The sequence below is a fragment of the Phaeobacter gallaeciensis DSM 26640 genome, assembly GCF_000511385.1.
Lineage (GTDB): Bacteria > Pseudomonadota > Alphaproteobacteria > Rhodobacterales > Rhodobacteraceae > Phaeobacter > Phaeobacter gallaeciensis.
In genome coordinates this window covers 691,842-704,329 of the sequence record NC_023137.1, presented here as the reverse complement: position 1 = coordinate 704,329, position 12,488 = coordinate 691,842, and the positions used below count along the sequence as shown (strand labels likewise).

Annotated in this window: 12 protein-coding genes; 10 read left to right on the top strand and 2 right to left on the bottom strand. The window is 58.7% G+C overall.

From position 1 onward, the window contains the following. Positions 1-145: 145 nt before the first annotated feature. Together GAL_RS03390 and GAL_RS03385 are read right to left on the bottom strand one after the other, a co-directional pair. Positions 146-1,012, bottom strand: coding sequence for an amidohydrolase family protein (locus GAL_RS03390; protein WP_024096190.1), 867 nt, complete (start codon positions 1,010-1,012; stop codon positions 146-148). Beyond that, the gene (locus tag GAL_RS03385; RefSeq protein WP_024096189.1) at positions 1,009-2,010 is read right to left on the bottom strand and encodes a nuclear transport factor 2 family protein; all 1,002 of its coding nucleotides are present in this window, start codon (positions 2,008-2,010) and stop codon (positions 1,009-1,011) included. Before GAL_RS03385 ends, GAL_RS03390 begins: the two co-directional genes overlap by 4 nt. Before the next feature lie 132 nt (positions 2,011-2,142). Between GAL_RS03385 and GAL_RS03380 the strand changes: the two genes are divergently transcribed. The 10 genes from GAL_RS03380 (at position 2,143) to GAL_RS03335 (ending at position 12,363) form a co-directional block, all read left to right on the top strand. Next, entirely contained in the window at positions 2,143-3,192 is a 1,050-nt protein-coding gene (locus tag GAL_RS03380; RefSeq protein ID WP_024096188.1) for an ABC transporter ATP-binding protein, read from the top strand. Between the two features lie 89 nt (positions 3,193-3,281). Beyond that, entirely contained in the window at positions 3,282-4,508 is a 1,227-nt protein-coding gene (locus tag GAL_RS03375) for an ABC transporter substrate-binding protein (protein ID WP_024096187.1), read from the top strand. 71 nt (positions 4,509-4,579) lie between these two features. Then, entirely contained in the window at positions 4,580-5,605 is a 1,026-nt protein-coding gene (locus GAL_RS03370; RefSeq protein WP_024096186.1) for a carbohydrate ABC transporter permease, read from the top strand. 1 nt (position 5,606) lies between these two features. After that, positions 5,607-6,491, top strand: coding sequence for a carbohydrate ABC transporter permease (locus tag GAL_RS03365; RefSeq protein WP_024096185.1), 885 nt, complete (start codon positions 5,607-5,609; stop codon positions 6,489-6,491). 130 nt (positions 6,492-6,621) lie between these two features. Then, a complete protein-coding gene (locus tag GAL_RS03360; RefSeq protein WP_024096184.1) occupies positions 6,622-7,158 on the top strand; it encodes an ester cyclase in 537 nt (178 codons plus the stop codon). Between the two features lie 5 nt (positions 7,159-7,163). Further along, positions 7,164-8,492, top strand: coding sequence for a histidinol dehydrogenase (hisD, locus tag GAL_RS03355; RefSeq protein WP_024096183.1), 1,329 nt, complete (start codon positions 7,164-7,166; stop codon positions 8,490-8,492). A gap of 62 nt (positions 8,493-8,554) precedes the next feature. After that, positions 8,555-9,604, top strand: coding sequence for an ester cyclase (locus tag GAL_RS03350; protein WP_024096182.1), 1,050 nt, complete (start codon positions 8,555-8,557; stop codon positions 9,602-9,604). After that, entirely contained in the window at positions 9,601-10,377 is a 777-nt protein-coding gene (locus GAL_RS03345; RefSeq protein ID WP_024096181.1) for an SDR family NAD(P)-dependent oxidoreductase, read from the top strand. Before GAL_RS03350 ends, GAL_RS03345 begins: the two co-directional genes overlap by 4 nt. After that, complete coding sequence (locus GAL_RS03340; RefSeq protein WP_024096180.1) at positions 10,374-11,402, top strand: LacI family DNA-binding transcriptional regulator; 1,029 nt, start codon at positions 10,374-10,376, stop codon at positions 11,400-11,402. The genes GAL_RS03345 and GAL_RS03340 overlap by 4 nt, the downstream gene beginning before the upstream one ends. Continuing rightward, a complete protein-coding gene (locus GAL_RS03335) occupies positions 11,389-12,363 on the top strand; it encodes a nuclear transport factor 2 family protein (RefSeq protein ID WP_024096179.1) in 975 nt (324 codons plus the stop codon). Before GAL_RS03340 ends, GAL_RS03335 begins: the two co-directional genes overlap by 14 nt. The last annotated feature ends 125 nt before the right edge of the window (positions 12,364-12,488 follow it).

Sequence of the window (12,488 nt, the reverse complement as noted above, 5' to 3'; positions counted from 1 at the left end):
GACGCGCAGGCCGAGCTTAGTTTATGCAGTAAGGGATAGGACAGGTCAGTGGCGCGACCACAGCTTTTGGCACGCCCGCAGGCCGGTTCGACATGAGGAGGCGCATTTGCACTGGTCCCCCTTACCCTCCCATAGGCAACAAAGTTCAGAACTTATAAAAACCTGCTGCGGTCTCAGCAAAGACCTGCGACCTCTGGCTGTCCGGCACCAATTTTTCATGTGCGCGCAGGAGCGTTTCATAATCTGAATAAAGGCTATCCACCGGGAAGTTGGAGCCAAACATACAACGGTCAGCGCCAAATTGATCAAGGCATGTTTCAATGATCGGCCTGAAATCCTCAACGGTCCAGCGGTGCTGAAACATACCCAGACCTGAGAGTTTGCACCACACATGTGGAAGATCAGAAAGCCACCTGAGCCGCTGTCTCCACTCTCCGAGCCCTTCCGGGCTTCGATCATGGGGGCTGCCCGCATGGCACAGGGCCACATTTGTGCGCGGTGCCTGCGCCAGAACGCGCGCGGTTTTCTCCATCAACTCTGGAATAAGCTGCAGATCGAAGGACAGCCCTCGTTCGCTAAGCTGCAAAAGACCCTCCAGAAAGCGCGGATCATCCAATAGCGCATTGGTACCGGTCTGCGCGTCCTCTCCGGGCGCGCGACCAACGATCTGGCGCACCCCCCGGACTGTGGGCAGCGCTGCCATGACATCCAATTGCTGTGCGAGGTCCGGTGCCGTCAAATCGCAATGGACAACCTGCACCAAAGGCCAGCCTGGGTTGGCTTCCGCGACGGACTGGACCCATTTCGCCTCCGCCAGCGGATCCTCTGCACCGACCTGAATGTGAACAGATCCGGTGATCCCCAAGGCAGCGGCCTCTGCGCGAAATTCCGGCAGCAGATAGTTGCGCTGGATCGGGCTCGGGTCGCCAAAGAACCGCGAAACACCTTTGGCGGACAGCCAAGGGTAATGCACCGCCGCGAGGTCCCACAGATGATGATGCGCGTCAATCATGCCAGGGTCCCATCGCTGAGCTGTTGTAGAACATCATATCCCTGCCCCTTCCAGAAATGCAGCAGATCGATGAAGATCCAGTTTTCTGCAAGTTTGTCACCGCTACGCCGGTAAATATCAATCACCCGGAATTCACCCTGCTCACTGGTCGCCGAGCGCCCCATGAAATCACCGGTCAGACGCGCGGTAAAGTTCGGCCAGCCGGCAAAGCCACCGTAGGCGCCTTCGGCCAAGCGCGCCGTATGATTGGTCTTGGATCTGTCAGAAAAAGCTGCGCGGAACGGGCCGGAATGCTGCTGGGCATAACGCGCGACGGTATATGTCGCGCCGATCCCGGTCGGCCCCCACCACAACATGTCCTCGCACCAAGTCTGACGTAGCTCATCTTCAAGACTGAGCTTGTTATCCCATTGCCCCAGTTCACCAATCATGCGGTTGATAACGGCCAGCGTCATCTCGCCTTCGTGGTCTGGTTGCGCCTCAAACAAAAGGCCATCATGCGTCATTGGCCCCGGCTGCACCAACTGCGCGGCAGTCTGACCGGGAAAGGCTGTGACACCAGCCTGCGCCATCAGATGCGGCAGATCGAAATACATCGCGGTTTGGGCAATCTTACCGTCTTCAACCCGGTGGAACTCACAATAGCGCAGCATCGCAATCTTGCCCGTGGGGGGAATGCCAACAAATGGCGCATCAAACAGCCCCATCAAATGCCCCATAGACACCACCCAGATGCCTTGGAAACCATCCATCTGGTTGCGACCGGCAAAGAAGATATCCTCACGCCGCTGCAGTGAAGTGAGGCTTTTACGCAGTGGCGTCCAGAACTGCTGCGCAACCTCGGCAGCCTCGGTCATCTCATTAAACGGGTGAAAACCACGCCATAGGTAATCAGGCGATGTATGTCGAATCAACACCGCCTCAAGATCCGCTTCCGGGGCGTCGAGATCGGCGTAGAAGGCGCGCACAACGGCTTTTGCTGCCTGAAGATGTTCCATTGCATTCCCTATTTTCAATCGCTTGGCACCGATTTGCATACGATTGCAAAATTATCTTGCCAAATTAACGCAGCAAAGACTAACCTTTTTGCAATCGTATGCAAAATAGATTTCGCTGGGAGGCGGACCCGCATGGCACAGATTGAGCTGCGTAATATCAGCAAGCGTTGGGGCAGCTTTGTCGGGGTTGATAATTTCGACCTGACCATCGCAGACAAGGAGTTTCTGGTTCTCTTGGGGCCGTCGGGCTGCGGCAAGACCACAACAATGCGGATGATTGCCGGGCTGGAAAGCGCCAGCGAAGGCGACATTCTGGTGGATGGCAATCGGGTCAACGAACTGGAGCCGAAAGACCGGGACGTCGCCATGGTGTTCCAGAGCTACGCGCTCTATCCCAATATGAATGTCTACGAAAATATCCGCTTTCCGTTGAAGGTGCGCGGTGTTGACAGCAAGACCCATGACGAGAAGGTCCGACGGGCCAGCGCCATGGTTGAACTGGATGAGTTCCTGCACCGCAAACCGGCAGAGCTCTCCGGTGGTCAACGTCAGCGGGTGGCATTGGCCCGGGCCATCGTACGCGAACCAAACGTGTTCTTGATGGATGAGCCACTGTCGAACCTGGACGCCAAGCTGCGGGTCTCTACCCGCGCGCAGATCAAAAACCTCAGCCATGAACTGGCCGTGACAACAATCTATGTCACCCACGACCAGATCGAAGCGATGACCCTCGCCGATCGCGTGGTGGTCATGAACAAAGGCGTCGTACAGCAGGTCGGCAGCCCGACAGAGATCTACGACCGCCCCGCCAATGCTTTTGTTGCAAGTTTCATCGGCTCACCTGCGATGAACCTGATGGAGGGCAGCCTCTCTGGCGGACAATTCACTGCACAACACACGGATATCGCCGGGCTGTCCGGCCCGGATGGTCCGGTCACACTGGGCTTTCGCGCCGAGGACGCCAGCGTCGTTGAGAGCGGCGGCCAGATCAACGCCCCAATCTACACGATGGAGCTTTTGGGTGACGCAACCATGGTCACGGTCCGCATTGGCGGCGTCCTGGTTTCGGTCAAGGCAGACAAAACATTCCGCGCAGAGATCGACGATATGGTGTCGATCCATGTGCCCACCGATCACTGCCACCTGTTTGACAAACAAACAGGTGCGCGGCTGGGGGGGTAATCCCCCACCACCGCCGCCTTCGTGCATGCGACGGGGGCAAAGATGGGGATGCTGTCCGGACGGCGTCCCCCTATAACAGGGAGACTACCATGAAATTCACACATATCGCACTTGCCAGCTCGGTTCTGGCCCTTGCCGCGACCGCAGGTTCTGCCTGCGAGATTTCGGCGCGGGTCAACATCGTTGGCAATGAATTCCCCGCCATCCATTCTGTCGCCGACGCGGCCAAGGAATGCACCGGTGGCGAGGTCAAGGCCAACCTGACCGCAGACCATCAGAAGATCAACGTCGCAGGCATGACCGGCAATCCGGCGGAGTACACGTCTGCCATTATCGCCAACTCCTCCATCGTGGCCCTGATGAACGAAGACGTCATCCGTCCGTTGGACGATCTGGTCGCCAAACATGGTGACGGATTGCAGAAAACCCAGTTGATCACCATCGATGGCAAGATCATGGCAGTTGCTTTCATGGCGAACGCCCAGCATCTGGTCTATCGCGCCGACGTTCTGGAAGAGATCGGTGTCGAGCCCCCCAAAAGCTATGAGGACCTGCTGGCAGCGGCCAAGATGATCCGCGAGAAGGGTCTCATGGAGAACCCGGTTGGCGGTGCCTACAAGGCGGGTTGGAACCTCGCGCAGGAATTCAACAACATGTACCTGGGCCATGGCGGCAGCTTCTTTGAGCCGGGCAGCGCCAAGGTCTCGATCAACAATGAACAGGGCGTGGCCGCTCTGGAAATGATGAAGTCACTGTCGGAATATATGAACCCCGACTTCCTGACCCATGATTCCAACGCCACCAACGCCGAATTCCGTGCTGGCAATGTCGCGCTGATGAACATGTGGGGCAGCCGCGCTGCAACTCTGGCCGATGCCGATGGTGTTGTGCAGGAGGTGAAGGATCACATGGCGATCTCCGGCCCACTGACCGTGGCGGGTGGCTCTGATGCGGCCTCGACCCTGTGGTGGGATGGCTGGACAGTTGCCAAGAACATTCCCGATGCCGAAGCCGAAGCGACTTTTGTCGCCCTGACCCACGGCATCCGTCCCGCGATGCTGAACGAAGAAACTGCCCCTCAGGCGGTCTGGTTGATCGACGGTTATGAGCCGACCGATGCCGCTCAGGGTGTCTTTGAGGCCGTGCAGATGAGCACCAGCCCCTACCCGATGCTGCCCTACATGGGTCTGCTGCATACTGCGCTGGGTGCTGAGCTGAGCGATTTCATGCAGGGCAAGGAAAGCGCCGAACAGGCTCTTGCTGATGCAGAAGCAGCCTATACCGCTGCCGCCAAGGAAAAAGGGTTCCTCAACTAAGTTGAGGCCCAACCGGCAGAGGGGAGCCTCCCCTCTGCCACCACCACCTGAACTCTGGACATCGGTTTGTCATGAAACACCGCACCTTTTTCTGGTTCTTTCTGCCCACCGGGCTTGCGATGCTCTTGTTCATCGCGCTGCCCATCGTGTCGGTGTTGTTCCAGTCCGTTCACACCCCCCATGACGCCGTTCTGGTGACGGTTGAAAACTGCGGTCCCTTCGGCTGCAAAGAGGAAACCACCATCGACCAGGAGGCCACCCGCGCCCTGCGCGATGCGGAGCCTTTAGGCAAATTTGTAGGTCTGCAGATCTATTTTGATCGTGGCCATCTGGCTGTGTCCGAGGTGGCAGAAGCCTGGCGCAGCACCGACAGCATCGGCGCTTTCTTCGGCGAAATCAGCGACCTGCCTTTTTACCGCGCGATGGGTTTCACGCTGACCTACACCTTTACCGTGACGCCGCTGTTGATCGTGCTGGGGCTGATGATCGCGCTTGCCGTGAACTCGCTCAACCGGCACCTCAAAGGGCTGGTGATCTTCTTCTCACTGCTGCCCATGATCGTGACACCGCTGATTGGCTCTCTCATCCTGTTCTGGATGATCGACAGCCGCGGTGTTCTTGGGTCGGCGCTGCAATATCTGACCGATGATCCAACCTTATCGCTCAAGGCCTCGACCGGACTGACCTGGATCATGCTGATCGTCTATGGCGTCTGGCACTCGGCTCCATTTGCCTTCGTGGTCTTCTACGCTGGTTTGCAGACCCTACCGCAGGACCAATTGGAAAGCGCGCAGATCGACGGCGCCACCCGCTGGCAGCGCGTCCGCTACGTTGTGGTGCCACATCTGATGCCGCTGGTGACCTTTGTGGCACTCATTCAGCTGATGGACAATTTCCGCGTCTTCGAACCGATTGTCGGCTTCAACGCCGAGGCCCATGCGACATCTTTCAGCTGGATCATCTTCAACGATATGGGCGGTGAAACCCGGCTTCTGTCCTCCGCCGCGACCACATCCGTCCTGACCATTCTCGGCGTTGCCGTACTGCTGACCCCGGTGCTGATCCGGACCTGGCAAGATTTCAAGGGGAAGACTTAACATGAGCAGTTCCGCCGCCACTCACCGCCCATTGGGCCTGCGCCTGCTGGTCAATGGTTTCATCCTGTTCTGGCTCATTCTCGCAGCCTTCCCGTTTCTCTGGACCTTCTGGGGCTCTTTCAAGGTTGAGCTGGATTTCTTCTCCATCGCGGATTGGACAAATGCGCTGACCGGCACACTGACCAAGGCAACCCACGGCTCATCCTTGACCGGCGCCGGTTATGAAGGGGCGTGGATCCAGGAGGAATTCTGGAAAGCAGGCATCAACACCACATTGGTCTGTATCTTTGTCGTCATGACCTCGCTGACCATCGGCACATTGGGCGGCTATGCCCTGTCCCGCTCCGGTTACCGCTATACTTTCTGGCTGCTTATCACTGCGCTGATCTTCCGCGCGATGCCGCCGATCACTCTGGTTGCGGGCTACCTGCTGCCGTTTTTTGAATGGAACCTCTGGGGGCATTTGGCGACCACGGTCATCGTTCTGGTGGCGATCAACCAGCCCTTCACCTTGTGGATGCTGCACTCTTTTTTCCAGTCGATCCCCAAGGAACTGGACGAAAGTGCCAAGGTCGATGGCTGCACACAGTTTCAAGCCTTCCGCCATGTGATCATCCCGGTGATGTGGCCCGGCGTCATCACCACCGGCCTGTTCTCCTTCCTGCTGGCCTACAACGATTTTGCCGTCACCTCGATGCTGCTGAGCAAGGACAATCAGACCATGATCCCCAAGATTGCTAGCTTCATGGGCACCACCCAGACCGAAGGCAACGTAATGTTTGCCGTGGCCGCCGTGGTCTCTGCCACCGCCCCGCTGTTTGTGCTGGTGATGTTCTTCCAGCGCCAGATCGTGAGCGGCCTCACCGCAGGTGCAGTCAAAGGATGAGCGCATCTTTCCGTCATAACGCCCTCGGTCGCCATCCGGCGCTGAACAGGATGCCAAGGGATTTTCTGTGTGCGGGATCTCCTCCCCCCAACACAGATTTTCCCTTGGTAGACTGAAAAGGATAAAACCCATGAAAGGCTCTCGCCCAGAACAAGCCGTGCTGACAAAACACACGGATATGAGCAAAACTGAAGACACCCGCCGCGTCATCGAAGAGATGGTGGACGGGCTGAACGACCACCGCATCAGCGATATCGGCGAGTTTTTCTCCGAAGGGTTTCGCTGGATGGGCAATCAGGGCTGCGGCACCAAGACCGGGCTGAAGGAATTCCAGGACAACTGGCAGCGCCCGTTTCAGGCCGCCTTCTCCGACAAGGTCTGCATCGACGAAGCCCGTCTTTATATGGGCGAATGGGCTGCGGCCTTTGGTCGGCAGGAAGCCACCCACAGCGGCACCTTCCTCGGCATCGCGCCCACCGGCAAGCGGATTGAAATCCGTTACATGGACTTCTGGAAAGTCTTTGACGGCAAGATCGTGGACAATTGGGTCAATGTCGATTTTGCCCATGTCGCCGCCCAGCTCGGCGTCGACCTCTTCAACGGCGAAGGCTGGGAAGCATTTGATCGTGGCGAGAAGCAACCGCCGCGACCCGACAACAAAGGATAAATACGATGGCGATTGACTATCTCAAACGCGGCAAACCCGAAGCAGACCGGGCCGAAGACGACGCCAAGACCGCCTCTGTGGTGGCCTCAACGCTGAAAGATATCGAGGCGCGCGGCGATGTTGCCGTGCGCGAGTTGGCCTGCAAGTTCGACAATTACGACCGCGACAGCTACCGGTTGAGCGAGGCGGAGATTGAAGCGATCATCGCAAAGGTCTCCCCCCGCGAAATGGCAGACATCAAGTTCGCCCAAGAACAGGTGACCAAATTCGCCCAGGCGCAGCGCGACTCCATGCTCGATATCGAGGTGGAGCCGATGCCCGGCGTGATCCTCGGCCACAAGAATATCCCGGTGCAATCCGTCGGCTGCTATGTGCCCGGTGGCAAATTCCCGATGGTGGCCTCCGCGCATATGTCGGTCGCTACGGCAAAGGTCGCCGGTGTGCCCCGCATCGTGGCCTGCACCCCACCCTTCAACGGTGAGCCAAACCCCGCCGTAATAGCGGCGATGCACCTCGGCGGCGCACATGAGATCTATGTGCTTGGTGGTATTCAGGCCGTGGGCGCCATGGCCATCGGCACCGAGAGCATCGCCCCGGTGCATCTGCTGGTGGGTCCCGGCAATGCGTTTGTTGCCGAAGCCAAACGACAGCTGTTTGGCCGCGTGGGCATTGACCTCTTTGCGGGTCCGACCGAAACCATGGTCATCGCTGATGACACGGTTGACGCCGAACTCTGCGCGACCGACCTTCTGGGGCAGGCGGAACATGGCTACAACAGCCCCGCCGTTCTGGTCACCAACAGTCGCACCCTTGCCGAGGAAACGCTGAAGGAGATCGACCGGATCCTCACCATCCTACCCACCGCAGGCACCGCCCGCGTCAGCTGGGAGGACTACGGCGAAGTGATCCTGTGCGATACCTATGACGAGATGCTTGCGGTGGCCGATGATATTGCGTCCGAGCATGTTCAGGTGATGACCGACCGGGATGACTGGTTCCTCGACAACATGACCTGCTACGGCGCGCTCTTCCTCGGCCCGCGCACCAATGTTGCCAATGGCGACAAGGTGATCGGCACCAATCACACGCTGCCGACGAAAAAGGCCGGGCGCTATACCGGTGGCCTCTGGGTGGGTAAGTTTCTGAAAACACACTCTTATCAGAAGGTCACCAGCGACGAGGCCGCCACCCTGATCGGCGAATACGGCTCGCGTCTGTGCATGCTGGAAGGCTTCGTGGGCCACGCCGAGCAATGCAACATCCGGGTCCGTCGCTTTGGGGGGATCAACGTCCCTTATGGCGAAGGCGCCCCTTACCGCGACGCTGCTGAATAAACACACTCTGTGTGCGGGCAGGATTTTCCTGCCCGGCACTCCCTCCCCTGTCTGGACCAGAAATGGATTACCCAAGCGCCCATAAGGCCCTGTTAAAGCCCCTGTTCACGGCAATGCGTGATTTCGCAGCCGGGCCGGTGCGCAGTGCCATGGCCAAAGTTTTTGCGGCGGACACGCAGATCCATCTCTGCCATCCCTTAGGCGATCTGACTGGTGCAGATGCTCTCTATGATCAGGCCTATGCGCCGTTGCTGGCAGCGATGCCTGATCTTGAGCGGCGAGACTGGATTGTGATGGCCGGTGAGACACCACAGGGGGATCACTGGCTGGGAATGGGCGGACATTATGTCGGGACCTTTCGTGCACCTTGGCTGGACATTCCCCCAACCGGGCATATTGCCCATATGCGCTATCACGAGTTCTATCGCATCTCAGATGGAAAAATCGTCGAGATGCAGGCAATCTGGGACATCCCGGAGCTGATGATGCAGGCCGGTGCCTGGCCCATGGCGCCCTCCCTCGGGCGGGAGTTTTTTGTCCCCGGCCCCGCCACGCAGGATGGATTTGTCCCCGGACCATGGGACCGGGATCAAGCGACGGTGTCCTGTGATCATATCATGGACATGCTGGCCCATCTGACGCGCCACCCGGCGCAGGGTGGCCCGGAGGTGATGGAGATGGAGCGTTTCTGGCATCCCCGTTTTAACTGGTACGGCCCGGCAGGGATTGGCACCGCACGCGGCGTTTCGGGCTTTCGCAACTGGCATCAGATCCCCTTTCTGAATGCGATGCCTGACCGTGGCGCCAAGGATGAGACGCTGGATTTCCATTTCTTTGGCGATGGCGATTACGCTGCGGTCACCGGCTGGCCAAACATGCGGCAGAGCCTCTCAGCCGATGGCTGGCTGGGGCTAGCGCCCTCCGGCAAGATGATCGATCTGCGCAGTCTTGATTTCTGGCGGCTGGAGTCTGGGTTGATCCGCGAAAACTGGGTTCTGGTCGACCTTCTTGACGTCTATTCACAGCTTGGCGTTGACGTGATGGCGCGTCTGCGCGAGTTCAACAAGGCCCGCAATCTGGGCCCGATCCCAACACCTGGAGACCACCAGTGACCCTGCCCCGCACCCCTTCCTTCCGTCTTGATGGCAAACGCGCGCTGGTGACCGGAGCCAGCTCCGGCATCGGACGCGCCTGTGCTGTGGCTCTGGGAGAGGCCGGTGCCCATGTCACCATTGCAGCGCGCCGGATTGAGCCGCTGGAGGCTCTGGTTACGGAGATGCAGGCCGCCGATATGCAGGCAGAGGCGATGGTTCTTGACGTTGCTGACATCACCGCCACTCAGGCCAGCATCGATGAGTGTGTCACCCAAAACGGCGCCTTTGACATTCTGGTAAACTCCGCCGGACTGGCGCGCCATAGCCCTGCCAGAGATACCACTGAAGGTGATTTCGACGCGGTGATCGACTTGAACATCAAGGGCGCATATTTCCTGACACAGGTGGTGGCAAAAGGACTCATCGCTGCCAAAAAGCCAGGATCATTGATCAACATCAGCAGCCAGATGGCCAAGGTCGGCGGTCTGGACCGGGCCGTGTATTCTGCAACCAAACACGCGGTTGAGGGTTTCACCAAATCCATGGCCATCGAATGGGGGAAATCGGGTATCCGGGTGAATACCATCTGCCCAACCTTCATTGTGACGCCCCTCACGCAGTCCACGTTTGATCGCCCTGAACGCAGGGCCTGGATCGAAAGCAAAATCCAATTGGGTCGCATCGGCGAGGTCGAGGATATCATGGGCGGCGTGGTTTACTTGGCCTCTGACGCCTCGGCCCTGATCACCGGCACCGCGCTGATGATCGATGGTGGGTGGACCGCCGAATGACCGCCGCGAAAGTCACCTCTGCCGATGTGGCAAGGCTGGCGGGTGTCTCGCAGTCCGCTGTCAGCCGGGTCTTCACCCCCGGAGCTTCCGCATCGAAAAAAACCGTGGACAAGGTGCGTGCCGCCGCCGAAAGCCTGGGGTATCGGCCAAATTCTCTGGCCCGCGCGATGGTCTCCGGCCGGTCGCGCATCATCGGGCTGGTGGTGGCTTATCTGGAAAACCACTTCTATCCCGAAGCCATCGAAAAACTCTCCAATGCCCTTCAGGAGCGTGGCTACCACGTATTGATGTTCATGGCTCCCAATACCGCCACCAGTATTGATAACGTGATAGAGGAAATCCTTGACTATCAAGTTGACGGTATTATCGCAGCCTCCGTTGCGATGTCGTCGGAACTTTCAGATCGCTGCCGCGCCGCCGGTGTACCGATGGTGCTGTTCAACCGATCTCAAGACGACCCGGGCATGTCCGCCGTCACCTCGGACAACTATGCAGGCGGACGCAAGGTCGCTGATTTCCTGCTGGCCACAGGACATCGCAAGATCGGCTATATTGCAGGCTGGGAAGGAGCCTCCACCCAGCGGGACCGCGAAACGGGGTTCTGCGAGCGTCTGGCCGAAGATGGGCTGACACTGCATGCCCGTGGCGTCGGGAACTTCAAGATGGAAACCGCCGCCGAAGCCACCCGCCAGATGTTCGCACACGACCGACCGGATGCAGTGTTTGTCGGCAATGATCACATGGCCTTTGCGGTGATGGATGTGCTGCGCTCGGAACTGGGGCTGTCGGTGCCCGGAGATGTCTCCGTTGTGGGATATGACGATGTGCCCACCGCCGCCTGGCCCGCCTACGACATGACCACCGTTCGGCAACCTGCAAACCGCATGGTTTCGGCCACGGTTGATATCCTGCTTGATGAAATCGAGGGCAGCTCCACCGGGCCGCGCCGCATCGCCATTGATGGCCCACTGATTGTTCGCGGCTCTGCCCGCATTCCAAAAGGATGGAAAAATGAAGGGTTTTGATCCCAAATTCAAAGACTTCCCCGACTACATTATTGGCATCACAAAAGAGATATGGGAAGATCGGGGCATCTCCACATTGCATGACTACTACGCGCCCGAGATCGTTGTGCGCTCGCCAGCGTCGGTGGTCACCGGTAACGAAGGGGTCATTGCAGCCACGATGGCCACTCTGGCTGAATTCCCAGACCGCACCCTGTTGGGGGAAGACGTGATCTGGTCCGGTACCCCTGAGGAGGGCATGCTCTCGTCCCACCGCCTGTTGTCCACGGCAACCCATCTGGGCGACGGCGTCTATGGCAAAGCAACAGGCAAGAAGCTCACGTACCGAATTATCGCCGACTGCCATGCGATCGACAATCAGATCAATGATGAATGGCTGATACGCGACCAAAGCGCGATCGTGCAGCAGATGGGCTGGGACCCCAAAGATTATGCACGTGACCTGATCGCGCGTGAGGGCGGGCCCGATGCTTGCCAACAGCCCTACACACCAGCCACCGATCAGCCTGGCCCCTATAAGGGGCGGGGAAATGACAATGAATGGGGGCAGAAATACGCGGACATCCTAACCCGGATCATGAACGCCGACATGCGTACGATCGAAAGTGAATACGACCGTGCGGTTCAGTCAGAATATCCCGGCGGTGCTACCGGCCACAGTTTTGGCCCTGTGGATCGGTTCTGGATGGGCCTGCGTGCGTCCTTCCCAAACGCCAAATTCACTATCGAGCACCAGATTGGCCGCGACGACCCCATGATGCCCCCTCGCGCCGCACTGCGCTGGACGCTGCATGGCAAGCACGACGGCTGGGGCGCCTTTGGCAAGCCAACCGGCACCGAAGTGTTCATATTGGGGGCCAGCCATGCCGAATTCGGTCCCTGGGGCCTGCGCCGGGAATACACGCTGTTTGATGAAACATCGGTCTGGAAACAGATCCTGCTACAGACAGGCGATCTCTGAGTGAATGCGCAAACCTCATATCTGAACGCCACTCAGGCCGCGCGGCGCTATCATACGCACCGCGCCTCCCTGCGGGCGCGCCGATTGAACAATCGCCCTCCCGGGATGCGGGTTTGAGATCTGTC

Coding starts and splice junctions, on each gene's coding strand:
- GAL_RS03350 (WP_024096182.1), top strand. CDS start 8,555: ATGGATTACCCAAGCGCCCATAAGGCCCTGTTAAAGCCCCTGTTCACG.
- hisD (WP_024096183.1), top strand. CDS start 7,164: ATGGCGATTGACTATCTCAAACGCGGCAAACCCGAAGCAGACCGGGCC.
- GAL_RS03370 (WP_024096186.1), top strand. CDS start 4,580: ATGAAACACCGCACCTTTTTCTGGTTCTTTCTGCCCACCGGGCTTGCG.
- GAL_RS03365 (WP_024096185.1), top strand. CDS start 5,607: ATGAGCAGTTCCGCCGCCACTCACCGCCCATTGGGCCTGCGCCTGCTG.
- GAL_RS03360 (WP_024096184.1), top strand. CDS start 6,622: ATGAAAGGCTCTCGCCCAGAACAAGCCGTGCTGACAAAACACACGGAT.
- GAL_RS03375 (WP_024096187.1), top strand. CDS start 3,282: ATGAAATTCACACATATCGCACTTGCCAGCTCGGTTCTGGCCCTTGCC.
- GAL_RS03390 (WP_024096190.1), bottom strand. CDS start 1,012: ATGATTGACGCGCATCATCATCTGTGGGACCTCGCGGCGGTGCATTAC.
- GAL_RS03335 (WP_024096179.1), top strand. CDS start 11,389: ATGAAGGGTTTTGATCCCAAATTCAAAGACTTCCCCGACTACATTATT.
- GAL_RS03385 (WP_024096189.1), bottom strand. CDS start 2,010: ATGGAACATCTTCAGGCAGCAAAAGCCGTTGTGCGCGCCTTCTACGCC.
- GAL_RS03380 (WP_024096188.1), top strand. CDS start 2,143: ATGGCACAGATTGAGCTGCGTAATATCAGCAAGCGTTGGGGCAGCTTT.
- GAL_RS03340 (WP_024096180.1), top strand. CDS start 10,374: ATGACCGCCGCGAAAGTCACCTCTGCCGATGTGGCAAGGCTGGCGGGT.